Raw genomic sequence first — 26,423 nt, 5'->3', positions numbered from 1 at the left:
CCCGTTCCGGGGAGGAGTTAGGCTGCTTGCCGCTTCGCTTCGCCGATGCTAGCCGCGCCGCCATGTCCGTCGACACTGCAACCGTCCGTAAAGTGGCCGGCCTTGCGCGCATCGCGATCAGCGATGGCGAGGCCGAGGCGCTCGTGCCCGAACTGAACAACATTCTCGGCTGGATCGAGCAATTGCAGGAAGTCGACACCACGACCGTCGAGCCGATGACGGCGGTGATCCCCAATCACCTGCGCCTGCGCGACGATGTCGTGACCGAAGGCGACATCCGCGACCAGATCCTCGCCAACGCGCCCCAGGCCGAACACGGCTTCTTCGCCGTTCCCAAGGTGATCGAATAGTGGCCGCGCTCACCGATCTGACGGTCGCGGAGCTGCGCGACGGCTTCCGCGCCGGCGACTTTTCCGCGCGCGAGGCGGCTGAGGCGTTCAACGACGCGGTTGCCGCCGCCAACGTGCTGAACGCGTTCATCGTCGAAACGCCCGAGCATGCCCTCGCCGCCGCCGATGCTGCGGACCAGGCGCGTGCGGCGGGCGAAGCGCCGAAGCCGCTGGCCGGCGTGCCGCTTGGCATCAAGGACCTGTTCGCGACCAAAGGCGTGCAGACCACCGCGGCCAGCCACATTCTCGGCGGGTTCAAGCCGGTCTACGAATCGACGATAACGCAGAAGCTGTGGGACGCGGGCGCCGGCATGCTCGGCAAGCTCAACATGGACCAGTTCGCGATGGGCTCCTCGAACGAGACCAGCGCGTTCGGCAATGTGATTTCGCCCTGGCGGCGCAGCGACGGCGGCAATGCACCGCTCGCGCCGGGCGGTTCGTCGGGCGGCAGCTCGGCCGTGGTTGCCGGGCGGATCGCGCCGGCGGCGACGGGCACCGATACCGGCGGCTCGATCCGCCAGCCGGCCGCCTTCACCGGCATTTGCGGAATCAAGCCGACCTATGGCCGCTGCTCGCGCTGGGGCGTGGTCGCCTTTGCCTCGTCGCTGGACCAGGCGGGGCCGATGGCGCGCACGGTCCAGGACTGCGCGATCATGCTTGAGGCGATGAGCGGTTTCGACCCGAAGGATGCGACCTCGCTCGATATGCCGGTCCCGGCCTGGGAAGCGGGCCTGTCCGCCGACCTGAAGGGCAAGCGCATCGGCATTCCCAAGGAATACCGCGTCGACAATATGCCCGCCGAGATCGACGCGCTGTGGCGGCAGGGCATCGAGTGGGTGAAGGACGCCGGCGCGGAGGTGGTCGAGGTTTCGCTGCCGCACACTAAATATGCGCTGCCCGCCTATTACATTATCGCGCCGGCCGAGGCCTCGTCGAACCTCGCCCGTTATGACGGCGTGCGCTACGGCCTGCGCGATCTGCCCGAGGGCGCCGGCCTGCAGGACATGTATGCGGCGACGCGCGCCGCCGGCTTCGGCCAGGAAGTGAAGCGCCGCATCCTGATCGGGACGTACGTGCTCTCGGCCGGCTTCTATGACGCTTACTATAACCAGGCGCAGAAGGTGCGGGCGCTGATCGCGCGCGACTTCGACGACGCCTGGGAAAAATGCGACCTGCTGCTGACGCCGACCGCGCCGTCGGCGGCGTTCGCGCTGGGCGAGAAGTCGGCAGACCCGATCGCCATGTATCTGAACGACGTCTTCACCGTGCCCTCATCGCTCGCGGGTCTGCCGGCGATGTCGGTGCCCGCCGGTCTCGACGGCGCCGGCCTGCCGCTCGGGCTTCAGGTGATCGGCAAGGCGTTCGACGAGCAGGGCGTGCTGAACGCCGGCCTCGCGCTTGAGCAACGCGCCGGCTTCACGGCCCGCCCGGCCAAATGGTGGTGAGACCGGCGGCTGTTCGCGGTTAGACGGGGATCGCGCCGTCCGGCTGGGCCTTGGCGGTGCTCTGCGCGCGCAGCCGCTCATTGAGCCATCGCCTGACCGGCTTGTCGTACGTCCGGTCCAGTACCCAGCACAGAGCCAGGAGCGCCGCGATCATCGCGACGCCGGCAAGGCGGCTATGGGCAAGATCATATCCCGCCGATTTGAAGCCGGCATAGGTCAGCCGCCCGACGGGCTCGTGCAGGACATAGATCGCGTACGACGCCATCCCGAGCAAGGCGCAGAGCCGCGTCCAGACACCCGAAACGTCGACGCGCGCGCCTGCCCAGACGATCGCCGGAAATGCGATGAGCACCACGGCCAGCATCGCCGCGGCCTTCAGCGGAACGAAGGCAGCCGACAGAGCCAAAGCGGCGCAGGCGATCACGGCCCAGGCCGCCAGCGCCTGTTTGCCCGCTGCGCCCGTGTAGAGCCGGTAGAGCAGCACCCCGGCAAAGAACCCGTAGCCGACACGCGCCATGCCGACCGGCACTTGCACCAACGCCCAGCCGGTATCGAGCGTGCCGCTGACTCGCAGGCCGGCGACGAGGATTGCTGCCGATCCCGCCATGATCCACAGCAGGTTGCGCGGGTTCATCCATCTGATCGCGATCGCGTAGATGAAGTTCGCGACCATCTCGTAGAAGAGCGACCAGCGCGGCCCGTCCAGTGCCGGATAGGCGAGCGGCGGGAGCATCAGCAGCGCCAATATCGTCGCCGTGGCGAGCTGGTCCGGGCCGTCCAGGATCAGGGTCGCGACGAATCCTGTGCCGATCCCGACCAGATAAAGCGGATAGAGCCGGATGCAGCGCACGGCCATGAACCGCCAGACCGGCTCCCCGCTCAGCAGCCGCTCCGCATAGGCGTGCGCGATCACAAAGCCCGAAAGCACGAAGAACAGGTCGACGGCGAGGAAAGTGCCGCTGTTGGGGAGGCCCAGGCTTAAGGAAAGGTGCCGCTGCGTGACGATCAGCGCGGCAATGCCACGGATTGCGTCCAGCACATGAAACACACGCGACCGCCCCACGCGCTCCTCCCCCACGGCCCGAAGGCTACCAATGCAGGTTAGGATTGTCCAGCACGCCCGCGGCCCCCGCGTGGTCCAGCCTCAGGCGCGCGGCGGTCTCAGCGCTAAATACGCGAGCCGCTTCACTTCGCGCCGACCCCGCGTCACCGTGTCGAGAATCAGCCCGCACGACAGGCTGACGATCGCGAGCAGCACCAGCCCGGTGCACAGGATCGCGGTCGGGATGCGCGGCACTAGGTGGGTTGCTAGGTAGGTGAGCAGCAGGTCGACCGAGAGGCCGATCGCAAGCACGGTCAAGGCCCCGCTGATCAGCCCGAAGAAGGCGACGGGCTTTTCCAGCCGATACAGATTCAGGATCAGCCGCAGGATGCGGAAGCCGTCGCGATAGGTGGACAGCTTCGATTCGGAGCCTTCGGGCCGCGCGGCATAGGCGGTCGCGACTTCGGCGACCGGCATCTTCAGCTCCAGCGCATGGACGCTGATCTCGGTCTCGATCTCGAAACCCTCGGTCAGCGCCGGAAAGGATTTGACGAAGCGGTTCGAAAACACGCGGTAGCCGGACAGGATATCGCTGAAGGTGCGGCCGAAGATCCACGTCACGCAGCCGGTCAGCATCCGGTTGCCGAAGCGATGGCCGCGCCGATACGCCTCCTGCTCGTCGCTTTCGCGAGTGCCGACGACCATGTCGAGCTGCTCGTCGAACAGGCGCTCGATCATCTTCGGCGCGGCGTCGGCGTCGTACGTCGCGTCGCCGTCGGCAAGCACGTAAACATCGGCTTCCACGTCGGCGAACATGCGGCGGACGACATTGCCCTTGCCCTGGGTGCGCTCGCTGCGGACGATCGCCCCGGCCTCACGCGCGATGCGGACCGTGTCGTCCTTCGAGTTGTTGTCGTAGACGTAGATGGCGGCGTCCGGCAGCGCCCGCCGGAAGCTCGCGATGGTCTGCGCGATCGCCGCCGCTTCGTTATAACACGGCAGCAGCACCGCGACGGTCGGCCGCGTCATTGCGCTCGCTGTTGTCAGCTTTTCCGCCATGTTCATCGGCACAACTCGGTCCTTATGGGGCCGCTCCTCCGGGGCTGCAGCTCGCCGGGGTCTTTGCACGGCCTTGCGCATCCGGCAACGGTGGTGGCAACGGCTTCGTGGTAAATCGGCGACATGGGAACAGGCATGCGCCGAACGAGGTTAAGCTTCTTTAACGCTGTCGGCTTATCGACCGACGGTTGCTCGCTCGGCCCGTCCAAGCTAGCGGCTTCCTCCGAATGAGGTTCAATGCGGTGACGGATCGGACAGGGTGGCTGAGTTGCTGAGCGTGCCGGACAAGCTCGCGCTGGTTTACCAGCCCAATTCCTATGTCCGCCGCGGGCCGCCCGAGACCTGCATCCAGGTTGTCACCCAATATCGCACCGCCGGCTTCGCGACCGAGCTGATGCTGGTGCGCGCGCGCACGTCCTTGCCCGCGGGGCTGGCGGTGAGCGAGGCACTGCCGCGCTTCCTCAGCCGCGCGCCCTGGAAGGTCGTCCGGGCTGTCGGCATCAAACGGCTCGACCGCCAGTTCATCCGGCGGCTGCGCCAGCTGGATCCGGCCAACACGATCGTCGACGTCTGGCCGGGCTGGCCGTCGCCGATCATTGCCGAGGCGCGCCGCCTGGGCTTCACGATCGTGCGGACGATGATCAACTCCGCCTGTGCACTGTCGAAGGCCATTCTCGATGAAGCCTATCGCCATCACGGCCTGCCGCCCACGCACGACGTGACGGAGCGGCTGGTCCGGGCAGAGACCGAAGAGCTGCAGCAGTATGATTATATCTTCTCGCCTAGCGCGGAGGTGGATCGTTCGCTGGCGATGATCGGCATCCCCGAGGCGCGGGTCATCCATAGCAGCTTCGGTTGGAACCCGGCGCGCTTTGCCGACAGCAAGCCCGCCGCAAAGCCGGAGGGGCGGCTGCGCTTCCTGTTCGTCGGCTCGGTCGGGGTCCGCAAAGGCGTGCCGGAATTGCTCGAAGCCTGGCGCCGCGCCGCACTCCCGGACGCCGAGCTGCTGATCATCGGCAATGTCGAGTCTTCGTACGACGAGCTGTTCAGGGCGAATCTGCCGGACGGTGTCGAGCATATGCCGTTTTCGATGAATATCGGCGGCTTCTACAAATCGGCCGACGTGTTCGTGTTTCCGTCGCTCGAGGAAGGCGCCCCGCAGGTCGTGTACGAGGCAGCGGGTTGCGGCGCGGCGATCCTCACCACGCCGATGGGGCAGGCGCGCATGATCGAGGCGGAGGTGAATGGACTGGTCGTGCCGCCCGCCGACGTCGACGCGCTGGCGGAGGCGATGCGCCGTCTGGCCAATGACCGGCCTTTGCTCGCGCGACTGAAGCGCGCTGCTGCCGAATCGGCCAAGGATTTCGAATATCCGGTCGTCGGAGACCGGCGTGCGGCAGTGATGCGGGCGCTGCTCGAACGCCGGACAGCCGACGAGCGCCTCGCCGTCGGCGCCTGACGCGTCAGCCGGCCGGCTGCGGCCGGGCCCGGCTCAGCGCCCGGATCACGATCCAGGCCAGTAGGATGGTCGCGCAGAACAGCATCGGCGAAAAGATCAGGTATCGGTAACGTAGGATCGGCTGCACGATCAGGTACGGAAGCGCCGGCGCCAGCACGAATATCGCCGGATAGAGCGCCCGGCTGCCATAGATTTTCGGCAGCAGCAGCGCCCCGAGCAGCCCGAGGACGCTCAAAGCCCAGACCAGGGCCTGCCGCAGCCCGACCGCCTGCGCGCCTTCGGTGTAGATGTTCCATTGCCATGCGGGCGGAAAATAGAACTCGCGCAAATGGTGCAGACAGAGCGCCGCGAACTGGCCGGGATTCTCCGCAATCCAGGCCTTCGCCTCCTTGCCGAGCGCGTCGGCATAGGGGATTTCGCCGCCCGCACGCTCCATCGTCCGGAACGCGCTCTCGCTTTCCAGCGGATGGATCGTTCGTAGCCGCGCAAGGAAGTTCGCATGCTCGTCCTCCCCTGTCGTCGCGGCAGGGCTGTTCGCCAGGGCCAGCTCCAGCCCCAAATTGCTGCGCAGCGGGATGAATCGGTCGAAGACGACCGCGTTGCGGACCGTCCAGGGCGTCAGCGCCGCAATCAGGCAAAGCGCCGCGATGCCGATCGCGGCCGGCCAGCGCCGGACCGCAAAGCGGCGGAGGAGCAGCAGGCCCATCGCGCCATAGACGGCGAGCCCGATCGCCTGATTGACGAAGAAGGTCAGCGCGCAGGCGATCGCCAGGCCGGTGAAGCCCTTCCATGTTGGTGCAACACTTCGGTCCAGCCTCAGCGTGATCAGCAGGCACAGCGCCGCTCCCGCCGCCGCGAGCGCGCCTTCCCACGCGCGGAAGGCGATCACCTCCAGGCCGAAATTCATCGGCAGCAGGCAGAACAATGCCAGCGCAACCAAGGCTGCGCTGCGCGGGGCGCCGATCTCGCGCACGACGCGATACCAGAGATAGCCCGACGTCAGGCTGAGCCCGATGCTGAGCGTCGCAAGGACCAGCTCCGCCGCGCCGGTTCGCACCCCGAACACCGCATAGGCGCCGCCGGCCACAAGCGTCATCGAAGGCGTGAAATGCGCGCTGAGGCCGCTGCCGCGCGCGAAGGTGTCGGCAAATGTCCCGTCGCGGGCGATCGAGATCGCGACATTCGCCGCTTCGCCGACGGCATAGTCGAAGCCGTGCCGCCACAGCCAAACGCACCGAATCAGGAAACCGAGCGCGAGCAGGATCGGCGCGGCATATCGAAGCAGACTGTTTTGCAGCGCGCCTGCCCGTGTCTCTGCCGCCATTCGGATGCTCCCCTCCTGCTGTTTCGCGGACTTGCTTGATCGGGTCCGCTCGCGCAAGAGGCGCGCCATGAGCACTGCAACCGCTTCAACCGGATACCGCATCCAGGGCGCAACGGGCGAATGGGAGGTCGTGATCGGCCTTGAAGTGCACGCCCAGATCACGGCGTCCAAGGCCAAGCTCTTCTCCGGCGCCGCGACGGCGTTCGGCGCGGAGCCGAATGCGCAGGTCAGCCTGATCGATGCGGCGATGCCGGGCATGCTGCCGGTCCCCAATCGCGAATGCATTCGCCAGGCGGTGCGCACCGGTATGGCGCTGGACGCGGCGATCAACCGCTGGTCGCGCTTTGACCGGAAGAATTACTTCTACGCCGATCTGCCGCAGGGTTATCAGATTTCGCAGCTCTACCATCCGCTGGTCGGCGAAGGCGCGATCGCGATCGAGCCCGAGGGTGCGGACGAAAAGACGATCGGCATCGAGCGCATCCATGTCGAGCAGGACGCCGGCAAGCTGATGCACGATCAGCATCCGACCCGCTCCTATGTCGACCTCAATCGGTCGGGCGTCGCGCTGATGGAGATCGTGTCGCGGCCGGACATGCGCTCGCCCGCCGAGGCCGGCGCCTATCTGCGCAAGCTCCGCTCGATCCTGCGCTATGTCGGCAGCTGCGACGGCAACATGGAAGAAGGCTCGATGCGGGCCGACGTGAACGTCTCGGTGCGGAAGCCGGGCGACGAATTCGGCACGCGCACCGAGACCAAGAACGTCAACTCGGTGCGTTTCGTGATGGCGGCGATCGAGTTCGAAGCGAACCGCCAGGTGGACGTACTCGAATCGGGGGGCCGGATTGTCCAGGAAACCCGGCTGTTCGATCCGGACAAGGGCGAGACGCGGTCGATGCGCTCCAAGGAAGACGCGCACGATTATCGCTATTTCCCCGATCCCGACCTGCTGCCGCTGGAGCTGGACGACGCTTTCATCGCCGAATGCAGGGACAGCCTTCCCGAGCTGCCCGACGCCAAACGCCGCCGCTTCGAGACGGAACTCGGCATCAGCGCCTACAACGCTGCGGTGCTGACCGCGGAGGTGGAGACCGCGCGCTGGTTCGAGGCGCTGCTGGCGGCGGGCGGTGACAAGGTTCCGGCGAAGGCCGCGTCCAATTGGGTGATTTCCGACCTGTTCGGGGCGCTCAACCGGCTCGGCCTTTCGGTCGAGGACAGTCCGGTGAGCCCGGAGCAGGGCGCCGAACTGCTGGCGCTGGTCGCGGACGGCACGCTGTCGGGCACGCTCGCCAAGCAGGTGTTCGAGATCATGCTGGAGACCCGCGAGGACCCGGCCGCGATCGTCGAGGCGCGGGGCCTCAAGCAGACCAGCGATACCGGCGCGATCGAGGCGGAGATCGCGAAGGTGCTCGCCGCCAACGCCGACAAAGTCGAGCAGTATCGCGGCGGCAAACAGGCCCTGTTCGGCTTCTTCGTCGGCCAGACGATGAAGGCGATGGGCGGCAAGGCCAACCCGCAGGTCGTGAACGAGCTGCTGAAAAAGGCGCTGGGCTAAGCCTCGTCGTTCGCGAACTGAGCGGCGATATCGCGGGCGGTCCGGATCAGCCGCAGGATCAGGACTCGGTCCTTCTCTACGCGATAGGCGATGATGACCCTTCGCTCGAACGTGATCGAACGAAGCCCGGGCTCAAAATGGTCTCTGGGGGTCCCGCGATGCGGAAACGCGCTGAGAGACTCGCAGCGTCGCTCGATTCGTGCAGTATAGGCGTAAGCCGTCTGAGGATCGGCGTGCTCGGCAATCCAGTCATAGATATCGAACAGATCGGCTCTGGCGAGAACGTGCCACTCGATCCGATAGTTCACGAGGTCATGCGCTTAACATGCCGTTCATGCAGGTCTGCGAAAACCTGTTCCATCGGAATGGGAGGCCGCGGGTCGGCAAGAGCTTCGGCGACTTTCTCCTTGATCAGCTCGTCGAGTGCGGCTTCCTCGCGTTCCAGAGCGCGCAGCCCGGCGCGCATCACTTCGCTGACCGATGCATAGCGACCTTCCTCGACCAGCCGCCGCGCCAGCCGTCCCATTTTGCCTAGGGTCACGGTCACGGGCTTTTCGGCTGGGGCGGGCATAGATCCTCCTATATGATTTTATCATAGTCACTGCGCCGACACGTTCAAGCAGCAACAACGGATGCCAACTCCGCCGGCCGTAGCTCCTGCGCGAGCTGGTCCATTCGGCATTGCTCCGGCGCCTTGTCCGGGCGCCAGCGCAGGAATCGGGTCGCATGCCGAAAGCGCTGGCCCGTGATCTGATCGTATTTCACCTCCGCGATCAGCTCCCAGCGGAGCGGCTGCCATTCGCCCGAGCGCTCGGTCGACCAGCGGCTCGGCCCGCCCGGCGCATCGCCGGTGAAGCCCGGCGGCTCGACCAAGGCCTCGAGCCGCTCCGTCAGCGCGGCCTTGTCGCCGGGCGGTGGGCAGAAGCCGACATGATCGAGGCGCCCTTCCTCGTCGAACAGCCCGAGCAGCAGCGAGCCGACTTCCTTCTTTCCCGAGGCGTAGCGAAAGCCGCCGACGACGCAGTCGGCCGAGCGGATCTGCTTCACTTTCAGCATCGCCCGCTCGCCGGGCCGGTACGGCTCATCGAGCCGCTTGGCCACGACTCCATCCAGCGCGCCGCCGCTATGGGCAAGCCACGCCTCGGCTTGGGCGCGATCGGTCGTCGCCGGCGACTGCAGGAGCGACGGGGAGCCATGCTTTGCGTGGAACCTCTCCAGCTGCTTGCGGCGCGCCGACAGAGGCTCGGGCGCCAGCATCGCGTCGTCGAGTGCCAGCAGGTCGAACAGCATATATTGCGCCGGCGTTTCGGCCGCGAGCTTGCGCACGCGGCTTTCCGCCGGATGCAGTCGCAGCTGCAACGCTTCGAAGGACAGGCAATCGCCGACCGGGATGATCAGCTCGCCATCGAGGATGAACCGCTTCGGCTCGAGCGCGGCCAGCATCGCCGCCACCTCGGGGAAGTAGCGCCCGAGCGGCTTGCCCGATTTCGAGATCAGCTGGAGATCATCGCCGTCGCGCACCGCGATGCATCGGAACCCGTCCCATTTGGGTTCGAACTGCCAGCCGGGTTCGTCCGGGAGGGCATCGACCAGCTTGGCTTCCATTGGGGCGAGGGCGTCCATGAAAGCCGAACGCGCGACAATGGAAATCTTCCCGTTCCAGGGGAGGAGCTTATCCCGCCTTGTGATGCTCCGCCTTGACCCAGCGGACCGTGCCGGTGCTGGCGCGCATCACCACGCTTTCGGTGGTCATCATGCCGCCCTTGCGACGCTTGACCCCTTCCAGCAGCGATCCGTCGGTGACGCCGGTCGCGGCAAAGATGCAGTCGCCCTTTGCGAGCTCATTCAGGTCGTAGACCTTGTTCAGGTCCTCGATGCCCCACTTCCGCGCACGCGCGCGCTCGTCGTCGTTGCGGAACAGCAGGCGCCCCTTGAATTGGCCGCCGACGCAGCGCAGCGCAGCGGCCGCCAGCACGCCCTCCGGCGCGCCGCCCGAGCCCATATAGACGTCGATGGTCGTATCCGGGTTGGTGGTCGCGATCACGCCGGCGACGTCGCCGTCCGGGATCAGCATGATGCCGCAGCCGACCTCGCGCAGCTCGGCGATCAGCTTTTCGTGCCGCGGCCGGTCGAGCACGCAGGCGATCACCTCGTTCGGCTGGACGCCCTTGGCCGCGGCGATTGCGCGGATATTCTCCGCCGGGCTCTTGTCGAGATCGATCACGCCCTCGGGATAGCCGGGGCCGACCGCCAGCTTGTCCATATAGACGTCGGGCGCATTCAGCAGGCAGCCCTTGTCCGCAATGGCGAGGACAGCGAGCGAGTTCGGGCCCGCCTTGGCTGTGATGGTCGTTCCTTCCAGCGGATCGAGCGCGATGTCGATCGCCGGACCGGTCCCCGATCCGACCTTTTCGCCGATATAAAGCATCGGCGCTTCGTCGCGTTCGCCTTCGCCGATGACGACGGTGCCTTCGATATCGAGTGAGTTCAGCGCCTCGCGCATCGCCTCGACCGCGGCGGCGTCTGCTGCCTTTTCATTGCCACGGCCGATCAGCTTCGACGCGGCGATCGCCGCTGCCTCGGTCACGCGGACCATCTCCAGCACCAGAACGCGATCGAGATTGTGGCTAGCGGTCATTAAATCCTCTCTCCCTGAATCTGGCGCGGCGATAGGGGAGCGTGCACGCTATGTCGAGGATCGCTGGAGCAGTCGCTCCGGCCTGATCTGCTCCATCGTAACGCCCGCTGCCGCGATCGCCTGCGGCCAGGCGGTGCCGAGGACCAGGGCCTCTGCAATCTCGGCCATCGCCGGCGCGGTCTGGAGGCCATAGCCGCCCTGGCCGGCAAGCCAGAAGAACCCCTCGGCATCGGGCGCGAAGCCAGCGACCGGCACGCGATCGGCCGCGAACGTCCGCAGGCCCGCCCATTTGTGGGTGATCCGACGGACGTCGAGCGTGGTGAACTCGGTCACCCGATGCGCGGCGATCGCCATGTCGAGCTCGTCGGGCTGGGCATCGCAAGGTTCGTCCGGATTCTCATCGACAGGGGACGCGAGCAGGCGGCCGGAATCGGGCATCAGGTACATATAATCGACTGCGGTCTTCACGAACGGCCAGTCGCGCACGCTCATGTCCGATGGCGGATCGAACACGATGATCGTGCGGCGGAGCGGCGAAAGCCTCAGCGGCTGAACGCCTGCAAGCTTGGCGACATGGTCCGCCCACGCGCCGGCCGCGTCGACCAGGATCGGGGCCTCGTAGCTGTCGCCGGCCTCGGTCTGGACGCGCCACCTGGGGCCGATCGACGCGACGCGGGTGCCGTTCACGATCTCGCCCCCCGCGGCACGGATCGCGCGCGCATAGCCCTGAAGCAACGCGTGCTGATCGAGCTTCAGCCCTTCGCGGTGGACGAACGCGGCCACCACCGCATCGGGCGCCCAGCGGAGCGCCGGGCAATAATCTGCCGCGCTTTGGGCATCGAGCCGCTCGACGGCGTCCGCGTGGCTGCGCGTGATTCGCTCGAGCTCGTCGAGCGCGGGGACCATCGCCTGGTTGGCAATGAACAGCGCCGGCCTGACCGCGGCAAGCGGGTCGAAGCTGTCGGGCGGGGACTGGAAAAAGGCGCGGCTGTAGGCGGTGAGGGCCCTCACCGTCACGCCGCCGATCCCGAAATGGGAGAAGGTCACGCTGCGGCCGGAGCTGTGATAGCCGATCGCTTCCTCCGCCTCCAGCAGAACGACCTTGCCATGTTTCGCCAGCCGGGCGCCGGTGGAGAGGCCGGCGATCCCGCCGCCGATGATCAGGAAGTCCGCGGTCTTGGTCATGACCAGCGCCGTAGAGGCGAAGGGGCGGTGTCGACAAGCCGCTGGACAGGTGTGTCATGGTGTATTATTCGAGCAATACACAGTCGAAAGGTGGGCGATGCTCGATCGGCGTTCGGTTCTGGCAGGAAGCGCGGTGCTGGCGGCGGCTCCACTGGCGCCGGTCGTGGCGCAAACGTCCTCGCCCACCGCCGAGGACAAGGTGCGCGGGGCGGCACGGGATGCGCGAAAGCGGCTCGATTTCGCGGATGGCCGCTTTTCGGGCGCGGCCTATAACTGGCTGGTTGGCCAGGGCCGGGACGCCGCGTTCTTCCTGCTGGGCGAGGAGCATGGCATCGCCGAGAACCCGAAGCTCGCGGCTCAGCTGTTCCGGGATCTGGTGCCGGCTGGCTATGGCCATGTCGCGGTCGAGATATCGCCGCCAATGGCGCGGGAGGTGGACCGGGTGCTCGTCCGCGGCGGCGTCCCGGCCCTGACCGATTATTTCGGCGACCAGGGCTCCAACGTCGCCTTTTTCGGCATGCGCGAGGAGGCCGAATGGCTTTCCGCGGCGCGAGCCGCGGTGCCCGGCGCGCGCCAGGTGATCTGGGGCAATGATTATGAGGTCGGTGCCGACCGTCGCCTGATCCATCTGCTGAAGCCGATGCGCAAGCCCGCTGCGGCGGAGGCGGCACTCAGTCAACTGGAAAAGGCGTCGACAGAGTCCTGGGCGCAGTATGAGGCAACCCGCAATCCGCGCTTTATGTACAGCTTCGGCGGCGACCCCGAACTGGTGCGTGCTGTGCGCGCGGCCTGGCCCGGCATCGGCCCCGAGGCGGACTGGATCCTATCGACGCTGGAGGAAACCTTCGAGGTCAATCGGCTCTGGGTGTCGCGCCAGGGCTGGGCTTCGAACGCTCGTCGCGCAGCGAACATGCGGCGCAATTTTCTTCGCCACTGGCAGCCCTGTGCGGCGTCACCGAAGCCGCCCAAGGTGCTGCTTAAGTACGGCTCCAATCACATGATCCGTGGCCTGAACGAGACCAGCACGTTCGATCTGGGCTCACTGGTGCCGGAGCTGGCCGAAGCGCGGGGCGCACGCAGCTTTCACCTGCTGGTGCTGCCCGGCAACGAGTCCCGTGCTGCCGTCTTCGATCCGACTAGGTTCCGCTATGCGCCGAACGCTCCCAAGGACAGCTATCAGAAGGGCCTTGAATGGATGATCGGCGAGGCACGGCCCGACGCGTTCACGCTGTTCGACACCCACGCCCTTCGTCCGCTGGTCTATTCGAACAGCAGCAAGGTCGATCCGGAATTGCTGCGTGTCGTGTTCGGCTATGACGCAGTGCTGGTGATGTCGGGCTCCACGCCCTCTTCCAACCTGCTCTGAGCACGCTAGGCTTTCCCGAAACAAGGGGGAGCCGATGATCCGTCCAGCTTTTGCGTTACTTGCTGCCGCGCTGCTGACCAGTGCTTCGCCGCAGCCGGCCTATGACGTCGTGATCCGCGGCGGAACGATCTATGACGGGTCGGGAGGCGCGCCCTTTGTCGGCGACGTTGCGCTGAAGGGCGACAGGATCGTCGTGATCGGCAAATTCTCCGGGAACGGCGCGCGAGAGGTCAACGCGAGGGGCCTCGCCGTTGCGCCGGGCTTCATCAACATGCTCAGCTGGTCGACCGACTCGCTGGTGCAGGACGGCCGCAGCCAAGGGGATATTCGCCAGGGCGTGACGCTGGAGGTATTCGGCGAGGGCTGGTCGATGGGACCATTCACGCCGCAGATGAAGGCCGATTACGAAAAGCGGCAGGGCGACATCAGATATCCGGTCAGCTGGACGACGCTGGGTGAATATCTGACCTTCCTTCAAAAGCGCGGCATCGCGCCCAATGTCGCGAGCTTCGTCGGCGCGACCACGGTGCGCATCCATGAGCTGGGCGAAAAGGACATCGACCCGACGCCTGAGCAGCTAGACCGGATGCGCGGGCTGGTGCGCCAGGCGGTGAACGAAGGCGCGCTGGGCGTCGGATCGTCGCTGATCTACGCGCCTGCCAATTATGCCGAGACGCCCGAGCTGATCGCGCTGGCGACCGAAAGCGCGAAGTGCGGCGGCATGTATATCAGCCATATCCGCAACGAGAGCGACGATCTGCTGGGCGCGATCGATGAGCTGATCGAGATCGCGAAGCAGTCCGGCGGGCCGGCGGAAATCTATCACCTGAAGGAAGCGGGCGCGGGCAATTGGGGCAAGCTGCCGGCGGTGATCGAGCGCGTCGAGGCCGCGCGCAAGGCCGGCACGCGCATCACTGCCGATATGTACACCTACACCGCCGGCGCGACCGGGCTGGACGCGGCGCTGCCGCTGTGGGTGCAGGACGGCGGGCTGGAGGCGTGGATCGCGCGGCTGAAGGACCCGGCGATCCGCGCGCGGGTGATCGCCGAGATGAAGCAGCCGGGGAAAGGCTGGGAGAATCTGCGGCTTCAGACCGGCGGCGACGACAAGGTGCTGCTGCTCGCCTTCAAGAACCCGGCGCTGAAGCCGCTGACCGGCAAGACGCTGGCCGAGGTCGCGAAAATGCGCGGGAAGAGCCCGGAGGAAACCGCGATCGACCTGGTGATCGAGGACGGCAGCCGCGTGGGCACGGCCTATTTCCTGATGGACGAGAAGAACGTCGCGCGGCAGACGGCGATCCCCTGGGTCGCGTTCGGATCGGACGCGGAGAGCCAGGCGCCGGAGGGCGTGTTCCTGAAATCGGCCACCCACCCGCGCGCCTATGGCAATTTCGCACGGCTGCTCGGCAAATATGTGCGGGACGAAAAGACGACGACGCTGCAGGACGCGGTGCGGCGGCTGACCAGCTTTCCGGCGACGAACCTGAGGTTGAAGGACCGCGGATCGCTGAAGGCTGGATATTTCGCCGACATCGTCGTGTTCGACCCCAGGACGATCGCCGATCGCGCGACCTACGACAAGCCGCAGGTCTATGCGACCGGGATGCGCGACGTGTTCGTGAACGGCGTGCAGGTGCTGAAGGACGGCGAACATACCGGCGCCACGCCTGGCCGGGCTGTGTGGGGTCCGGGCAAGGGGCGGTGCACGGGATGAGCGCGCTCGGACCGACGCTGGAGACCGAGCGGCTGATCCTGCGGCCGCCGATGGCCGACGACCTCGATGGCTGGGCGGAGCTGATGGGCGACGAAGAGGCGGCGCGCTTCATCGGCGGCGCCCAGCCGCGAGCGGCGGCATGGCGCGGCGTGGCGGCGATGACCGGGAGCTGGGCGCTGAAGGGCTTCGGAATGTTTCATCGAGAGGGCAAGCGGGCGCTGGATCGGGCGCCTGGGTCCTTGGGCGCCGGAAGGTTGGCCGGGGACGGAAGTCGGCTGGGGGCTGGTGCGCAGCGCCTGGGGCCAGGGCTATGCGACCGAAGGCGCAGCGCGGGCCATCGACTGGGCCTTCCATACGCTCGGCTGGACCGAGGTGATCCATTGCATCGATCCGGCGAATACCGGCTCGATCCGCGTCGCCGAGCGGCTCGGGTCGGTTTTGCGCGGGCCGGGCAAGCTGCCGCCGCCCTTCGAGAGCGCGCCGATCCACATCTGGGGCCAGTCGTGCGAGCACTGGCGGGCGTAGAGTTAGCCCAGCCGCACGCCGAAGCTATCGGCGAACGCCTTTGCGCCCGCGGGCGTGATGTCCAGCGTCCGCGTGCCCTGGCGCCGGCGCACCCAGCCGCGGGCGAGGGCGGCGGAGCAGATCGCCGCGCCGGCCTGACCGGCGAGGTGGTGGCGGCGTTCGCTCCAGTCGAGGCAGGGGCGGCAGGCGAGGCGGCGGCTTTCGGGCCATTCGATCCCGAGCCGGTCGAGAAGGCGCGTGCCGCTGGCCGTCAGACCGGCGCCTTCCGGTGATACGTTGATGTGGCCGGCCTTGGCCAGCGATCCGAACAGGGCGACGCCGAGTTCGCCTGCCAGATGGTCGTAGCAGATGCGGGCCTTGCGCAGCGCCGGGTCGCGCGGGCCGGGGTTGGGTAGCCGGTCCACTCGATTGGCTGTGACGGCCATCAGGCCCTCGACGATCCCGCCGATCTCTGGCGAGGCGATGCGGAAATAGCGGTGGCGCCCCTGGGGCTCGACCGCGAGCATTCCGGCGGTGACGAGCTGGGCGAGGTGGCCGCTGGCCGTGGGCGGCGTGATGCCTGCGGCCTGCGCCAGCTCGCCGGCAGTGAAGGCGCGGCCGTCCATCAGCGCGTACAGCATGGCCGCGCGCGCCGGATCGCCGATCAGTGCAGCCGTTTCGGCCAGTCGCGCGATCGTCGTCATGGTTCCGGCCTAGCATGGCAGCGGCGCGAATGCTTCGGGCGCGGACGAAACATCGAGCGTGAGGGGCCCCTATCGGTCGGGCGAGGAGGAAAGCCCATGATCGCCTGCTTCATCCGTTACGAGCTGGACCCGTTCAAGACGGCGAAGTTCGAGCATTATGCCCGCGCCTGGGGACAGGCCATTCCCGAATGCGGGGCAGACCTTATCGGCTATTTCGCGCCGCACGAGGGATCGGCAACGGTGGGCTACGGCGTCTATACGATCGAGAGCCTGGCTGCTTACGAAACCTATCGCGCGCGGCTGAAGGAGCATGATGCGGCTCGCGACAACTTCGCCTTCGCCCGGCGCGAGCAGTTCATCCGGCGCGAGGACCGGCTGTTCCTGCGCCCCGTTGCGGGACTGCGCGCATGATCGCCGTCATCTTCGAAGGCTGGACCGACGCGGCGCACAGCGGCGACTATCTGGACCTGGCGGCACAGCTCCGGCCGCTGCTGGACGACATGCCGGGCTTTATCTCGGTCGAACGGTTCCAGAGCCTGGGCGACCCGGAAAAGCTGCTGTCTCTCTCATTCTGGCAAGGCGAAGCGGCCGTCGCGGCGTGGCGCAACACTGCCGAACACAGGACAGCACAGGCCCTCGGGCGCGCCGGCGTGTTCCGTGATTATCGCATTCGAGTTGCCGAGGTTTTCCGGGATTACGGACTTGGCGACCGGGCCGATGCGCCTCCGGACAGCAAGGCAGCGCACGCCCGCGCCTGACCTGCATCAGGAACCGCCGCTCGCGCCCGCTCGTTTTGCGCGCCGGTTCAACCAGTCGGGAGTAGAGTTATGCGTAGCATCAACGGATTTGCCCGAAGTCTCGCCTTCTCGGGGCTGCTGATCGTTGCAGCGACGCCGGCGCTTGCGGGCAAGAAGGATCGTGCGGAACAATCGATTGCCGCGGCTGATGCCAAGATCAACGCCGCGCTGCAGGCCGGCGGCGCCGGTGCCGACGCGTCGCTGACGACGGAGGCGCAGGCCCGGTTGCGTGAAGCGCGCGAGCAGCTTGGTCGGGGACACAAGACGGTGGCGATCGATGCCGCGCTGAAGGCGCAGGAGCTCGCCGATCGGGCGCTTGCCCGGGCCCAGCAGGCGCAGGGCGCGGCGAAGGCTGCGGAGCAGGCGCAAACTCAGGCTGCGATCGGTGCGGCGCAGGATCAGGCGGCGGCCGCGAACGCCCGTGCGGATGCGGCCGTAGATGCCGCGCAGCAGGCCGCGGCGGCCGCCGATGCGGCGCGCGCCCAGGCCGCTGCTGCCGCGGCCACTCCGCCGGCGCCCGCCCAGACGACCGTGACGACGTCGACCGAGACCGCAGGCTCGACGGTCACCTCGGGTTCGGGCACGGTTCACAAGGCGCCGGTGCGCAAGCGCACGACCACGACACGCACCGTGCGGACCACGCCGAAGGTCAAGACAACGACGACGGTCACGCAGAACCATTGATCGTCGATTTCCGATGCAGGGCGCGGCCGGACAGGCCGCGCCCTTTTTCGTGCGCCTTGCCATCGCCTCCAAAACCCTGAAAGCTGGCGACGATAAGGGGGGCGCGGATGGCGACGACGATCAAGGCAGAAGTAGTCCACCGCGATGCAGGGCTGGTGCGCGAGATCGGCGTCTGGAGCTTTGCCGCCACGATCATCAACGTGGTGGTGGGCGGCGGCATCTTCGCCGCGCCGGCCGCGCTCGCCGGCTCTGTCGGCGCCTGGGCTCCGTTTGCGCTGCTAGCCTGCGGGATCGCAATGGGCGCGATCGTGTTGTGCTGTGCCGAAGCGGGGAGCCGCGTGCCGTCCAGCGGCGGCACCTATGCCTATGTCGAGGCGGCGTTCGGCCCTGCGCCGGGCTTCATCGCAGGCATGATGCTGTGGCTGAGCTGCGTGTTGGCGGCCGGCGGCATCGCTGCCGCTTTCGCCGATGCGATCGTCGCGCTGTATCCTCTCGGCGCGCCTGGGGTGCAGCGCATCGTGCTGATCGTGGCCGTGATGGCGCTGGTCACCGCGATCAACCTGCGCGGTGCGCGCGAAGGCGCGCGCTTCGCCGGCATCGCGACCGTCGTGAAGCTGGTGCCGCTGCTGCTATTCATCGGCGTGGGTGCCTTCTGGGTCGATCCGGCCAACCTGAAGCCGACCGGCAGCGTCGGTCCCGGCTCGTTCGGCGCTGCGATCATCCTGTCGATCTTCACCTTTTCGGGCATGGAGACGATGCTGAGCGCGAGCGGCGAGGTGTCGCGGCCGGAGCGAACCGTGCCGCGTGCGCTGATGCTCGCAATGGGCGGCGTGCTGCTGCTCTACATCGCGATCCAGGTGGTGGCGCAGGGATTGCTCGGCCCGCAGCTTGCGCAGTCGAAGGAGCCGCTCGCCCAGGCGCTCGGCGTGGTCCATCCGGGGCTGGTGCTGCTCATCGCGCTTGGCGCGGCGATTTCCCGCGGCGCCTGGCTCGGCAGCGATGTGCTCGGCGCACCGCGCATTCTGTTCGCCTTTGCGCGCGACGGCTTCCTGCCGGCAGCGCTCGGCCGGGTCAGCGAGCGCACCCAGGTTCCGACCGCTGCAATCCTGACGCACGCTATTCTGGGCACGGCGCTTGCGCTGGCCGGCGAGTTCGACTGGCTGGTGCTGCTCTCGGCGCTGGCGACGGCCCCGATCTATATCGGTGCCTGTCTGGCGGCCGTGAAGCTCAGGCGCGACAATGTGCAGCTGCTCGGATCCGCCTTCCGCGTTCCGGGCCTGCGGATCGCGGCCACAATCGGCGTGCTCAGCATGGTCGCCCTAATCGCGCTCGGTCAGCCGAACGAGATTATGGGCCTGTTCGCGGCAATCGGGCTCAGTGCGATTCTTTACGTCGCGCGCCGCTCGGTCGGCAGGCGCTGAGCCCTTCGCTCGACGCTCGTCGAACCTGATTTTCCATTCGTCGGGCCAGGGCGACCTTCGCCGAAGCCAAGTCCGGGCCGGTCGAAGCCCGGCTGCATGGGTGAGGCCCCCGGCGTAATCCAAGAGTGCGCGGCGGGGCGGTTAAGCTCCCCGGCCCCGACTGGCCCGCCGCCAAATGGCTCCGCCCCCTTCGGAGCCGCCCCGACGCCATCGAAGGAAGGATACGCCATGTTTGCCCGTCATGTTTCCAAGGCCCTGTTGGCCTCCGTCACCGCCGGTCTTCTCACGTTCGCCGTCAATCCGGCAAAGGCCGAGATGAATGCGCCGCGCACGATGCTCGTCCGTTTCGGTGATCTCGACCTGAAGTCGGATACCGGCAAGGCGACGCTCGGCCGGCGGATCGCCTATGCAGCCGCGACGGTCTGCGGGCCGGTCGACCAGCTCTCCTATTTCTCGCGCAAGGCGAACCTGGCCTGCGAGGATGACGCGATCGCCAACGCCAATCGCGGTCTTGTCGAGGTCTTTGCGCAGGCCGGCACGTCGATTCGGGTCGCGGCCAACTGAGAAGTTGTTTCCCTGGTCCGGTGCTTCCCCATTTCCCGGACCGCAACGGAGCCCCGGCCCGAAAGGGTCGGGGCATTTTTGTGTTCAGTTCCGGCGAGAATTTATCTGCCTGCCATTGCTTTCGCGTGGTCCAGATATGTCCGTCCGATCCGCACTTCCTCGCCATCGCCCAGATCGGCGGACCAGACACCGCCGCCGTCGTGCTTCAGGCCTTTGACCCGGTCGCGGCGAACGATCGTCGATCGGTGCAGGCGAATGAATTTGTCGGGATCGAGCCGGGCTTCCAGCGCGCTGATCGTCTGGTGCAGCAGGTAGCTGCGCTGGCCGATATGAAGGCGCATATAGTCGCGCTCGGCATCGATCCGCTCGATATCCTGCGCGGCGATGCGGATCAGCTCGGAGCGGTGAGGCACCCAAAATTCGGTGACGTAGCTATGGGCGGGCATGCCGCTCTCAACGCTGCCCCGGCGTTCCACTACCCGCTCTAGCGCGCGTCGCAGCCGATCGGGCGAGACCGGCTTCAACAGGTAATCGACTGCGGCGACATTGAATGCCTCGACCGCGAAGCTGTCGAACGCCGTCACGAACACGACTGCCGGCCGGTGCTTCGCCTGGCCCAGCGCCCGCGCGACGCCCATGCCGTCGAGCTCAGGCATCGAAATATCGAGCAGCAGGGTCTCCGGCTCAAGGGCTTCGGTCAGCCGCAACGCGGCATGGCCTTCCGACGCAGTGCCGACCAGATCGATCAACGGCTCGCGCGCGCACAGCACCTGGAGCCGCTCCACCGCCAACGGCTCGTCGTCGACGATCAGCGTACGAACCGGCTTTACGCTAGTGACATCCATCCTTCACCTCAGGCATCGCCACGGTCACGACGAAGCCCCCGCCTTTCGGCGCGTGAGTCACCAGCCCCGCCTTGCTCCCGAAGCGGGCTTGGAGCCGATCGCGGACATTCGCAAGCCCGACGCCGGTGCCGTGCTCCGCGGCCTCGCCGGGGCCCTTGCCGTCGTCGGAGACCGTCAGAACCAATTTGCCACGCTCGCTGCGGGCCGTGATCGAGATGGTGACCGGGCGGTTGGCTTTCGACACGCCGTATTTGATCGCGTTCTCGACCAGCGGCTGGAGGATCAGTCCGGGCACGCAGAGCTGCATCAACTCTTCGGGCAAGTCGATTTCGGTCTTCAGCCGGTCGGGGAACCTGACTGCTTCGATATCGAGATAGAGGCGTTGCAAGCGCACTTCTTCGGCCAGTGGAACATCGTCCATCGGGTCGCCGGACAGGCTGGTCCGGTAAAAGGTCGACAGGTTCATGATCATCGCTTCGGCCTCGTGCGTGCGGCCGGTCATCACCAGTGACGACAGCGAGTTCAGCGTGTTGAACAGGAAATGCGGATTGACCTGGTAGCGCAGCGCCCGGATCTCCGCTTCCTTGGCCGTTTGCGCGAAGGCGGCGACGCGGCGTTCGGCCTCGCGCGTTTCGCTGGCGTAGGAAATGGCGAGGTACAGCGCGGCCCAGGCGGTCAGGAAGAAATAGCGGGAGACGGCGATCTCGGCGATGTTCTTTGCCATGTACGGATGCCGGATCATCTCCCGCAGCATCTCCGGGTCGCGGTAGATCACTTCCGGCTTATAGGCGTTGAAGAAATAATAGTTCGCCAGCCCGATCCCGATCGCACACGGCACGGCCGCAATGAAGGCAACCGCGATCCGCTCGCCGAACGAACGATCATCGAACCTGCGCAGGATGGCGTAGAGCAGGAATGTCAGTGCGATGCCGGCGATCGTCACGCCGATCCGGCGCTGCACGAGTTCGAACTGATTGTCCCAGCCGACGATCAGCGACTGCGTCGACGCGATGACGACGTAGAACAGCCAGAAGCCCAGAATCGAATAGGTCGCGACCTCTAGCGCGACGCGACTGCGCCGGCGATCGCCGGTGTCTTCCTTCATTGCCCCTGTCCTAACGCTCCAGAGGCTCCGGCGCGACAGGTCCTCCTGCCGCCGGTCGAACCGCAGAGCGGGTTCATCGAACGGCAGCAGGAACCCGGCTTCCGGCTCGTTCGTTACGGGTGCGTCAGAAGACATGACTTCGGAGTGATCCCATGGCCGACACCGGAACTCAAGACACGTCGCGTGACCCGCGCCAGGATGCCGGCCGCGACCCTTCCATCGAAAAACGGCTGAAACGCGACCCGTTCGATGCCGACGCGAAGGTGGACGCCGGCTCGGACGAGTCGATGGACGCGTCCGATCCTCCCTCGGCGGCTGCTCCTGGCAGCCAGGACCCGGCACCGTCGTCCGGTTATGACGAGGACGCCGAAGCCGAGGCTGAACGCGCCAACAGCCAGTAACAAGCCGGTTTATCCACGGCTTTGACGATGTGGCGGCGGGCATTCGTCGCAACCTATGTTGCCTTGCAACACCCTTTCTGATCCGATCCTGAGCGGGGCTCTGTGCGGTTAACGGCGTGGAAAGCACCGTGGGCGCATAAGGTTAACGGCAAAAGGTCGGAGTACGAAGTGATGGCGAGCAAGGTCGGACCCGCCGCTGGCGCGATGGCCCTGGTGGAAATGAAGGAGTTTGCGGGCTTCCCGGCAGGGACGCAGCGCTACATCCGCCGCTCGCTCGATATCGGGCTGGAGCGTGAAGATGCGATCAAGATCTGGTCGCGCGACATGGTCGAGGCGGCCAGCATCAAGGCCCAGACCAAGATGTACGAGCGGCTGGATGAAATCCGCGCGCTGGTGCCCGACGATAGCGGACTCGATGCCGTCGAGCCCTTCCTCACGCCGCTGATCACCCTGTCGGCTTTCGATCTGGGGCAGGATCGGCTGAACAGCTTTTCGGCCTATCGTTTCCTCTACGAACGGCTGATCGGCCCGGGCGTGCGGCCGTGGCTGCCGAGCTCTTTCTGCGCCGCCGCCGCGCTGCCGCACCTGCATCCGGAAAAGCGCCGCAAGCTGCTGCAGTCAATCAGCGAAGCCGCGGCGACCGCGCCCGGCTGGTCGAGCCGCTCGCCGGCCTTCTATCCGCAATGGGTGGACAAGGTGGACACGAACGCGCTGCCGAACTGAGTTTCGTCGCGCCAGGGGCGGCCTTGGTCGCCTCGCCTCCTGAAGCTGCGGCTTCGTCGAATGCTCCGTTTTTCGCGGTGTGGGTTCTGTCACAGCGCGTCTCCACGGACCTGTCCAGACAGGCTCCGAGAGTTCAACGGAGACGAGCATGCTGTTTCACCTGTCGATCGAAGCCGACGATCCCAAGCGCGTGGCCGAAGTGCTCGCGGAGATCTGGGGCGGCAAGGCGCTGCCCTTCCCGCCGGTCGGCGTGGGCTCGTGGATGGCGTTCCATGGTGCCGACAATGGCACAATGATCGAGGTCTATCCGCGCGGCACGATGCTTACGGAGACCGGCGCCGACGCGGTCGGCACGATCGGCGAAAAGCGGCGCAACAACGCCACCCATTTCGCGATGTCGACGGACCTGGCGGCGGAGCGCATCTACGCGATCGCCGAGCGTGAGGGCTGGAACGCGAAATATTGCAAGCGCGGCGGCAAATTCGGCGTGATCGAGATCTGGATCGACGGCTGTCAGATGATCGAGGTGCTCACCGCGGAAATGCAGCGTGAATATCTCGACTGCGTGACCGTCGAGAACTGGACCCGGATGTTGAAGGCGGGGGCGCCGCAGCCGCTCGCCGCCTGACCACAGGCTTCCTCGCGCCGTGCCGCTCTTCCCCGGCCGGCATTCGCCTCCCTCTCTCCCCGACTTCCGGAGGCGGTCCCCGGCACCTGATTTCCCCTCAGGTCCGGGGCGGCGCGGGGGGGACGGGCTCAACGCCCGCGACCTTCTGCACGTCGGGATACGGCATGATCATGCGTCCGTCGGGTGCTGCGGTGAAGGTCGTCTGGGTTGGGTACGCAAGATCGATCTTCTCGTCGTTGAAGCGCTTCAAGATCGCCATGCCGATCGCATGACGCGCATTGTAGAAGTCCTGGTAATCGGCGCTCGCGACGTCGAACTCGACTTCGAAATTGAGCGAGCTTGCTCCGAAGCCGACAAAGCCTGCCCGGACGAATTGCTGTCCCTGGGCTTCCACAATCTCCCGCAACAGGCCCGGAAGATCCGCCGCACGGGCGGGATCGAGCTGATACACGACGCCCAATGCGAATTTGCCGCGGCGATAGAGCAGCCGGCTGTTGTTGCGGATTTCCTTGTCGAGCAGGTTCTTGTTCGAAATGATCCGCTGCTCGCCGGTGATGGCGCGTAGCCGCGTCGACTTGAGCCCGATCGCCTCCACGCTTGCGCTCGTCGTGTCGTAGGCGATCGAGTCGCCGCGGCGGAACGGCCGGTCGAACAGGATCGACAGCGCGGCGAACAGGTCGGCGAAAATGCCTTGGGCGGCAAGGCCGATCGCGATGCCGCCGATGCCGAGGCCGGCGACGAGGCCGGTGACGTTGACGCCCAGATTGTCGAGGATGACGATCGCCGCGATCGCGAACAACGCGATCGTCACGAGCAGGCGGATGATCCCCAAGGCGCTGCCGAGCGCCTCATGCTCACCAGCGCCGGTCCGGTGCTCGATGAACCCCAGGATGATCTCCCGCACCCAGACCGCGACCTGGATGACGCTCGCGATCACGAAGATGAAGTCGATCGTCTGCTTGAACAACTCGGGCGGCTGCGCATAGCCGTCGACCAGCTTGGCCGCGAGCGCGAGAATGAAGATGGTGCCGGTCCGGTCGAGCGCGCGGCCAAAGATCGTCGCCCAGCCCGTACCGGAACGGTCGCGGCGGCACAGCCGCGCCCCGAGCCCGCGGACCGCGAGCAGCACGATGACGATCAGCGCGCCGGCGGCTAGGCCGATCAGGATTTGCAGGAAATGCTGCTGCAGCCAGATGATGGTATCGGAATAGAGCTGGCTTAGTTGCCGGCCGGCCGCGTCGAAGGCCCCGGCGGGTCGTTGGATAGCGATGGGTCGTTCTCCCTCAGTCAGGCGGCCGCGCGCTGGCCCGCATCAGCCTCGTCGAGCTGGTCGAGAAATGCAATCAGACCGCGTTCGTAACGGTCGAGATAGCGCGTTGTGCGCGGCAATTTCATGCTCGCGCCCCAGTGTGCCCCGGATTTGGCGAGGTCGATCAATGCCGGATGCACATAGGATTTTCGTGCGATCGACGGCGTGTTGCCGAGTTCGTCCGACACGACCTCCAGCATCTGCTTGAGGCTCACATTGCCGTGTGTGTCGAACAGCACGCGGAACGCGACGACGGACGCGCCCCAGGTCCGGAAATGCTTCGCCGTGAAATCGGCGTGCATCGCCTCTTTGATGTACGCGTTGACGTCGGTCGAGGTCACCGGATTGGGGTTGCCGTCCGCGTCCAGCCAGCGGAACAGATGCTGGCCGCGCAAATCCTGCATCCGCTTCACGAAACGGAGCAGCGAGGAATCGCTGAGGCTGAGCTTGCAGGTCTTGCCGGATTTGGCGCGGAACTCGAGCTTCAACGTTCGCCCCTTCACGTTGACGTGCCGCTTGCGAAGCGTGGTCGCGCCGAAGCTTTTATTCTCCTGCGCATAGGCTTCGTTGCCGATGCGGACCTTCGACAGGTCCAGCAGCCGGACGACCGCCGCACAGGCCTTGTCTTTGCTGAGGCCCGACCGCTTCAAATCCTTTTCAACCCGGGCGCGAAGGCGGGGCAGGGCATGGCCGAACGCAGCGCAGCGATCGTACTTGGCGGCATCCTGCGCAGCGCGGAAATCCGGATGATATCGGTATTGCTTGCGGCCCCGCTCGTCCCAGCCGATCGCCTGGATGTGCCCGTTCGGGTCCGGGCAATACCAGGCTTCGCGGTAAGCCGGGGGCAGCCCGATCGCGTTCAGCCGGTCGATCTCGTCGCGGTCTGTGATGCGCTCGCCATCCGGCGTGAAATAGCCGAAGGCGCGGCCGAAGCGGCGCCGGGTGATCCCTGGCATCTCGTCATCGACAAAGGAAAGATGCGAAGTGCTGAGATCCGACACGCCGGGAGGAATGCGCGAGAGGTGCGGCGCGTTCCGCCTCAGGCTTCTTCGATTGTCAGCGCCTCGATCATGAGCCGATCGCCGTTTCGTTCGAACCCGATATCGGCGACGATATGGCCGGGCAGAGCGAATTCCGCCTCTTCGATGCCCGCCAGGTCGGGACCGGCGCTGCAGGTGAACATGTGGCGCGCGCCGGTATAGGTGATGCTCGCCCAGGGCTCGCTTGTGCCGGCAAGAACGAGCAGGCCCGGGTAGCGAGCGACGAGCGCGCGGATCAGCGCGCGGTGCGGATCGGCGCGCCTCATTTGTCGTCTCCGATGAACGAGATGATTCTGCGCGCGAGCCGCGCGCCCGGCTCGCGGCCGCGTCGCAGATCGTGCACCAGCCGCGGATCGCGCGCGACCTGCCGCCCGAACGCCGTCGCGGACATCCCGCTATGCTTCAGATATTGTTCGACTTGCCTCAAAATCATCCCACTCCCCTCCGCGACTCGCGTTCGATAGGAGTTTCCCTATCTCATAGGCAATTTCCTATTTGTCTAGGATAATTCCTATGCTATGG

The 26,423-nt window shown here is 66.4% G+C and carries 31 protein-coding genes; 15 read left to right on the top strand and 16 right to left on the bottom strand.

The annotated features are described in order from the left end of the window. The first annotated feature begins 62 nt into the window (after positions 1-62). Both gatC and gatA read left to right on the top strand, forming a co-directional pair. A complete protein-coding gene (gene gatC / locus SCH01S_RS08965) occupies positions 63-350 on the top strand; it encodes an Asp-tRNA(Asn)/Glu-tRNA(Gln) amidotransferase subunit GatC (RefSeq protein ID WP_046348453.1) in 288 nt (95 codons plus the stop codon). After that, on the top strand, positions 350-1,834 hold the full coding sequence (gene gatA, locus SCH01S_RS08960) for an Asp-tRNA(Asn)/Glu-tRNA(Gln) amidotransferase subunit GatA (protein WP_046348452.1): 1,485 nt from the start codon (positions 350-352) through the stop codon (positions 1,832-1,834). The genes gatC and gatA overlap by 1 nt, the downstream gene beginning before the upstream one ends. A gap of 19 nt (positions 1,835-1,853) precedes the next feature. Here gatA and SCH01S_RS08955 read toward each other — a convergent pair whose 3' ends face one another. Together SCH01S_RS08955 and SCH01S_RS08950 are read right to left on the bottom strand one after the other, a co-directional pair. After that, positions 1,854-2,897: an acyltransferase family protein gene (locus SCH01S_RS08955; RefSeq protein WP_169746379.1), complete on the bottom strand. Its 1,044-nt coding sequence runs from the start codon at positions 2,895-2,897 to the stop codon at positions 1,854-1,856. A gap of 81 nt (positions 2,898-2,978) precedes the next feature. Continuing rightward, positions 2,979-3,905: a glycosyltransferase gene (locus tag SCH01S_RS08950; RefSeq protein WP_084689481.1), complete on the bottom strand. Its 927-nt coding sequence runs from the start codon at positions 3,903-3,905 to the stop codon at positions 2,979-2,981. 289 nt (positions 3,906-4,194) lie between these two features. On the opposite strand from SCH01S_RS08950, the gene SCH01S_RS15840 reads away from it, so the two are divergent. After that, positions 4,195-5,394 carry a glycosyltransferase family 4 protein gene (locus SCH01S_RS15840; protein WP_157032872.1) on the top strand — a complete coding sequence of 400 codons (1,200 nt, stop codon included), beginning with the start codon at positions 4,195-4,197 and terminating at the stop codon, positions 5,392-5,394. Between the two features lie 4 nt (positions 5,395-5,398). Here SCH01S_RS15840 and SCH01S_RS08940 read toward each other — a convergent pair whose 3' ends face one another. Next, a complete protein-coding gene (locus tag SCH01S_RS08940; RefSeq protein WP_046348450.1) occupies positions 5,399-6,718 on the bottom strand; it encodes a hypothetical protein in 1,320 nt (439 codons plus the stop codon). A gap of 67 nt (positions 6,719-6,785) precedes the next feature. Between SCH01S_RS08940 and gatB the strand changes: the two genes are divergently transcribed. Then, complete coding sequence (gene gatB / locus SCH01S_RS08935) at positions 6,786-8,273, top strand: Asp-tRNA(Asn)/Glu-tRNA(Gln) amidotransferase subunit GatB (RefSeq protein WP_046348449.1); 1,488 nt, start codon at positions 6,786-6,788, stop codon at positions 8,271-8,273. Here gatB and SCH01S_RS08930 read toward each other — a convergent pair. The 5 genes from SCH01S_RS08930 to SCH01S_RS08910 are packed head-to-tail and all read right to left on the bottom strand — an operon-like array spanning position 8,270 to position 12,096. Further along, a complete protein-coding gene (locus SCH01S_RS08930; RefSeq protein ID WP_046348448.1) occupies positions 8,270-8,581 on the bottom strand; it encodes a type II toxin-antitoxin system RelE/ParE family toxin in 312 nt (103 codons plus the stop codon). The two genes, gatB and SCH01S_RS08930, sit on opposite strands and share 4 nt — an antisense overlap. Next, positions 8,578-8,844, bottom strand: a complete 267-nt coding sequence (locus tag SCH01S_RS08925; RefSeq protein ID WP_046348447.1) for a type II toxin-antitoxin system ParD family antitoxin — start codon at positions 8,842-8,844, stop codon at positions 8,578-8,580. Before SCH01S_RS08925 ends, SCH01S_RS08930 begins: the two co-directional genes overlap by 4 nt. Before the next feature lie 44 nt (positions 8,845-8,888). Further along, positions 8,889-9,896 carry an ATP-dependent DNA ligase gene (locus SCH01S_RS08920; RefSeq protein ID WP_046348446.1) on the bottom strand — a complete coding sequence of 336 codons (1,008 nt, stop codon included), beginning with the start codon at positions 9,894-9,896 and terminating at the stop codon, positions 8,889-8,891. 49 nt (positions 9,897-9,945) lie between these two features. Continuing rightward, a complete protein-coding gene (glpX, locus tag SCH01S_RS08915; RefSeq protein ID WP_046348445.1) occupies positions 9,946-10,911 on the bottom strand; it encodes a class II fructose-bisphosphatase in 966 nt (321 codons plus the stop codon). 48 nt (positions 10,912-10,959) lie between these two features. Further along, positions 10,960-12,096, bottom strand: a complete 1,137-nt coding sequence (locus tag SCH01S_RS08910; protein ID WP_046348444.1) for an NAD(P)/FAD-dependent oxidoreductase — start codon at positions 12,094-12,096, stop codon at positions 10,960-10,962. A gap of 97 nt (positions 12,097-12,193) precedes the next feature. Between SCH01S_RS08910 and SCH01S_RS08905 the strand changes: the two genes are divergently transcribed. From SCH01S_RS08905 to SCH01S_RS17165, 3 genes are all read left to right on the top strand, one after another. Beyond that, a complete protein-coding gene (locus tag SCH01S_RS08905) occupies positions 12,194-13,462 on the top strand; it encodes a TraB/GumN family protein (RefSeq protein ID WP_046348443.1) in 1,269 nt (422 codons plus the stop codon). Between the two features lie 34 nt (positions 13,463-13,496). Continuing rightward, positions 13,497-15,176, top strand: coding sequence for an N-acyl-D-amino-acid deacylase family protein (locus SCH01S_RS08900; protein ID WP_046348442.1), 1,680 nt, complete (start codon positions 13,497-13,499; stop codon positions 15,174-15,176). Between the two features lie 198 nt (positions 15,177-15,374). Further along, complete coding sequence (locus SCH01S_RS17165; RefSeq protein ID WP_369385539.1) at positions 15,375-15,701, top strand: GNAT family N-acetyltransferase; 327 nt, start codon at positions 15,375-15,377, stop codon at positions 15,699-15,701. A gap of 2 nt (positions 15,702-15,703) precedes the next feature. Here the strand turns inward: SCH01S_RS17165 and SCH01S_RS08890 are convergent, their stop codons facing one another. Beyond that, positions 15,704-16,384, bottom strand: coding sequence for an ArsR/SmtB family transcription factor (locus tag SCH01S_RS08890; protein WP_046348441.1), 681 nt, complete (start codon positions 16,382-16,384; stop codon positions 15,704-15,706). A 96-nt stretch (positions 16,385-16,480) separates the two neighbouring features. Here SCH01S_RS08890 and SCH01S_RS08885 point away from each other — a divergent pair, with 96 nt between their 5' ends. The 3 genes from SCH01S_RS08885 (at position 16,481) to SCH01S_RS08875 (ending at position 17,865) form a co-directional block, all read left to right on the top strand. Beyond that, entirely contained in the window at positions 16,481-16,795 is a 315-nt protein-coding gene (locus SCH01S_RS08885; RefSeq protein ID WP_046348440.1) for an NIPSNAP family protein, read from the top strand. Next, on the top strand, positions 16,792-17,142 hold the full coding sequence (locus SCH01S_RS08880) for an antibiotic biosynthesis monooxygenase family protein (protein ID WP_046348439.1): 351 nt from the start codon (positions 16,792-16,794) through the stop codon (positions 17,140-17,142). Before SCH01S_RS08885 ends, SCH01S_RS08880 begins: the two co-directional genes overlap by 4 nt. Positions 17,143-17,211: 69 nt before the next feature. Further along, positions 17,212-17,865 carry a hypothetical protein gene (locus tag SCH01S_RS08875; RefSeq protein WP_046348438.1) on the top strand — a complete coding sequence of 218 codons (654 nt, stop codon included), beginning with the start codon at positions 17,212-17,214 and terminating at the stop codon, positions 17,863-17,865. On the opposite strand, the gene SCH01S_RS16440 is transcribed toward SCH01S_RS08875, so the two are convergent. Beyond that, on the bottom strand, positions 17,849-17,989 hold the full coding sequence (locus SCH01S_RS16440; protein WP_157032871.1) for a hypothetical protein: 141 nt from the start codon (positions 17,987-17,989) through the stop codon (positions 17,849-17,851). The two genes, SCH01S_RS08875 and SCH01S_RS16440, sit on opposite strands and share 17 nt — an antisense overlap. Here SCH01S_RS16440 and SCH01S_RS08870 point away from each other — a divergent pair. Then, positions 17,973-19,286: an APC family permease gene (locus tag SCH01S_RS08870; RefSeq protein WP_052733872.1), complete on the top strand. Its 1,314-nt coding sequence runs from the start codon at positions 17,973-17,975 to the stop codon at positions 19,284-19,286. The genes SCH01S_RS16440 and SCH01S_RS08870 overlap by 17 nt on opposite strands. Before the next feature lie 228 nt (positions 19,287-19,514). Continuing rightward, positions 19,515-19,850, top strand: a complete 336-nt coding sequence (locus tag SCH01S_RS15835; RefSeq protein WP_169746378.1) for a UrcA family protein — start codon at positions 19,515-19,517, stop codon at positions 19,848-19,850. A 101-nt stretch (positions 19,851-19,951) separates the two neighbouring features. On the opposite strand, the gene SCH01S_RS08860 is transcribed toward SCH01S_RS15835, so the two are convergent. Continuing rightward, positions 19,952-20,695: a LytR/AlgR family response regulator transcription factor gene (locus SCH01S_RS08860; RefSeq protein WP_046348437.1), complete on the bottom strand. Its 744-nt coding sequence runs from the start codon at positions 20,693-20,695 to the stop codon at positions 19,952-19,954. Then, a complete protein-coding gene (locus SCH01S_RS08855) occupies positions 20,682-21,800 on the bottom strand; it encodes a sensor histidine kinase (RefSeq protein ID WP_046348436.1) in 1,119 nt (372 codons plus the stop codon). Before SCH01S_RS08855 ends, SCH01S_RS08860 begins: the two co-directional genes overlap by 14 nt. Before the next feature lie 152 nt (positions 21,801-21,952). Here SCH01S_RS08855 and SCH01S_RS08850 point away from each other — a divergent pair, with 152 nt between their 5' ends. The 3 genes from SCH01S_RS08850 (at position 21,953) to SCH01S_RS08840 (ending at position 23,552) form a co-directional block, all read left to right on the top strand. Next, positions 21,953-22,201, top strand: a complete 249-nt coding sequence (locus SCH01S_RS08850) for a hypothetical protein (RefSeq protein WP_046348435.1) — start codon at positions 21,953-21,955, stop codon at positions 22,199-22,201. A gap of 171 nt (positions 22,202-22,372) precedes the next feature. Then, positions 22,373-22,924, top strand: coding sequence for a hypothetical protein (locus tag SCH01S_RS08845; RefSeq protein WP_046348434.1), 552 nt, complete (start codon positions 22,373-22,375; stop codon positions 22,922-22,924). Between the two features lie 148 nt (positions 22,925-23,072). Next, on the top strand, positions 23,073-23,552 hold the full coding sequence (locus SCH01S_RS08840) for a hypothetical protein (RefSeq protein WP_046348433.1): 480 nt from the start codon (positions 23,073-23,075) through the stop codon (positions 23,550-23,552). A gap of 97 nt (positions 23,553-23,649) precedes the next feature. Here the strand turns inward: SCH01S_RS08840 and SCH01S_RS08835 are convergent, their stop codons facing one another. From SCH01S_RS08835 to SCH01S_RS16780, 4 genes are all read right to left on the bottom strand, one after another. After that, entirely contained in the window at positions 23,650-24,681 is a 1,032-nt protein-coding gene (locus tag SCH01S_RS08835) for a mechanosensitive ion channel family protein (protein WP_369385538.1), read from the bottom strand. A 158-nt stretch (positions 24,682-24,839) separates the two neighbouring features. Beyond that, complete coding sequence (locus SCH01S_RS08830; RefSeq protein ID WP_046348465.1) at positions 24,840-25,817, bottom strand: DNA topoisomerase IB; 978 nt, start codon at positions 25,815-25,817, stop codon at positions 24,840-24,842. Between the two features lie 83 nt (positions 25,818-25,900). Continuing rightward, entirely contained in the window at positions 25,901-26,167 is a 267-nt protein-coding gene (locus tag SCH01S_RS08825) for a hypothetical protein (RefSeq protein WP_046348431.1), read from the bottom strand. Then, positions 26,164-26,334 carry a hypothetical protein gene (locus SCH01S_RS16780; protein ID WP_169746377.1) on the bottom strand — a complete coding sequence of 57 codons (171 nt, stop codon included), beginning with the start codon at positions 26,332-26,334 and terminating at the stop codon, positions 26,164-26,166. Before SCH01S_RS16780 ends, SCH01S_RS08825 begins: the two co-directional genes overlap by 4 nt. Positions 26,335-26,423: the final 89 nt, after the last annotated feature.

Origin of the sequence: Sphingomonas changbaiensis NBRC 104936 (assembly GCF_000974765.1) — a bacterium.
Lineage (GTDB): Bacteria > Pseudomonadota > Alphaproteobacteria > Sphingomonadales > Sphingomonadaceae > Sphingomonas_B > Sphingomonas_B changbaiensis.
The sequence above is the reverse complement of the archived record's forward strand: the minus strand, read 5'-3'. Positions and strand labels throughout refer to the sequence as shown.

Excerpts from the sequence above, each read along its gene's own strand:
- gatC (WP_046348453.1), top strand. The coding sequence starts at position 63 with ATGTCCGTCGACACTGCAACCGTCCGTAAAGTGGCCGGCCTTGCGCGC.
- SCH01S_RS08950 (WP_084689481.1), bottom strand. The coding sequence starts at position 3,905 with ATGACGCGGCCGACCGTCGCGGTGCTGCTGCCGTGTTATAACGAAGCG.
- SCH01S_RS08940 (WP_046348450.1), bottom strand. The coding sequence starts at position 6,718 with ATGGCGGCAGAGACACGGGCAGGCGCGCTGCAAAACAGTCTGCTTCGA.
- gatB (WP_046348449.1), top strand. The coding sequence starts at position 6,786 with ATGAGCACTGCAACCGCTTCAACCGGATACCGCATCCAGGGCGCAACG.
- SCH01S_RS08925 (WP_046348447.1), bottom strand. The coding sequence starts at position 8,844 with ATGCCCGCCCCAGCCGAAAAGCCCGTGACCGTGACCCTAGGCAAAATG.
- SCH01S_RS08920 (WP_046348446.1), bottom strand. The coding sequence starts at position 9,896 with ATGGACGCCCTCGCCCCAATGGAAGCCAAGCTGGTCGATGCCCTCCCG.
- glpX (WP_046348445.1), bottom strand. The coding sequence starts at position 10,911 with ATGACCGCTAGCCACAATCTCGATCGCGTTCTGGTGCTGGAGATGGTC.
- SCH01S_RS08910 (WP_046348444.1), bottom strand. The coding sequence starts at position 12,096 with ATGACCAAGACCGCGGACTTCCTGATCATCGGCGGCGGGATCGCCGGC.
- SCH01S_RS08905 (WP_046348443.1), top strand. The coding sequence starts at position 12,194 with ATGCTCGATCGGCGTTCGGTTCTGGCAGGAAGCGCGGTGCTGGCGGCG.
- SCH01S_RS08900 (WP_046348442.1), top strand. The coding sequence starts at position 13,497 with ATGATCCGTCCAGCTTTTGCGTTACTTGCTGCCGCGCTGCTGACCAGT.
- SCH01S_RS08890 (WP_046348441.1), bottom strand. The coding sequence starts at position 16,384 with ATGACGACGATCGCGCGACTGGCCGAAACGGCTGCACTGATCGGCGAT.
- SCH01S_RS08885 (WP_046348440.1), top strand. The coding sequence starts at position 16,481 with ATGATCGCCTGCTTCATCCGTTACGAGCTGGACCCGTTCAAGACGGCG.
- SCH01S_RS08880 (WP_046348439.1), top strand. The coding sequence starts at position 16,792 with ATGATCGCCGTCATCTTCGAAGGCTGGACCGACGCGGCGCACAGCGGC.
- SCH01S_RS08875 (WP_046348438.1), top strand. The coding sequence starts at position 17,212 with ATGCGTAGCATCAACGGATTTGCCCGAAGTCTCGCCTTCTCGGGGCTG.
- SCH01S_RS08870 (WP_052733872.1), top strand. The coding sequence starts at position 17,973 with ATGGCGACGACGATCAAGGCAGAAGTAGTCCACCGCGATGCAGGGCTG.
- SCH01S_RS15835 (WP_169746378.1), top strand. The coding sequence starts at position 19,515 with ATGTTTGCCCGTCATGTTTCCAAGGCCCTGTTGGCCTCCGTCACCGCC.
- SCH01S_RS08860 (WP_046348437.1), bottom strand. The coding sequence starts at position 20,695 with ATGGATGTCACTAGCGTAAAGCCGGTTCGTACGCTGATCGTCGACGAC.
- SCH01S_RS08855 (WP_046348436.1), bottom strand. The coding sequence starts at position 21,800 with ATGAAGGAAGACACCGGCGATCGCCGGCGCAGTCGCGTCGCGCTAGAG.
- SCH01S_RS08850 (WP_046348435.1), top strand. The coding sequence starts at position 21,953 with ATGGCCGACACCGGAACTCAAGACACGTCGCGTGACCCGCGCCAGGAT.
- SCH01S_RS08845 (WP_046348434.1), top strand. The coding sequence starts at position 22,373 with ATGGCGAGCAAGGTCGGACCCGCCGCTGGCGCGATGGCCCTGGTGGAA.
- SCH01S_RS08840 (WP_046348433.1), top strand. The coding sequence starts at position 23,073 with ATGCTGTTTCACCTGTCGATCGAAGCCGACGATCCCAAGCGCGTGGCC.
- SCH01S_RS08830 (WP_046348465.1), bottom strand. The coding sequence starts at position 25,817 with ATGCCAGGGATCACCCGGCGCCGCTTCGGCCGCGCCTTCGGCTATTTC.
- SCH01S_RS08825 (WP_046348431.1), bottom strand. The coding sequence starts at position 26,167 with ATGAGGCGCGCCGATCCGCACCGCGCGCTGATCCGCGCGCTCGTCGCT.
- SCH01S_RS16780 (WP_169746377.1), bottom strand. The coding sequence starts at position 26,334 with ATGATTTTGAGGCAAGTCGAACAATATCTGAAGCATAGCGGGATGTCC.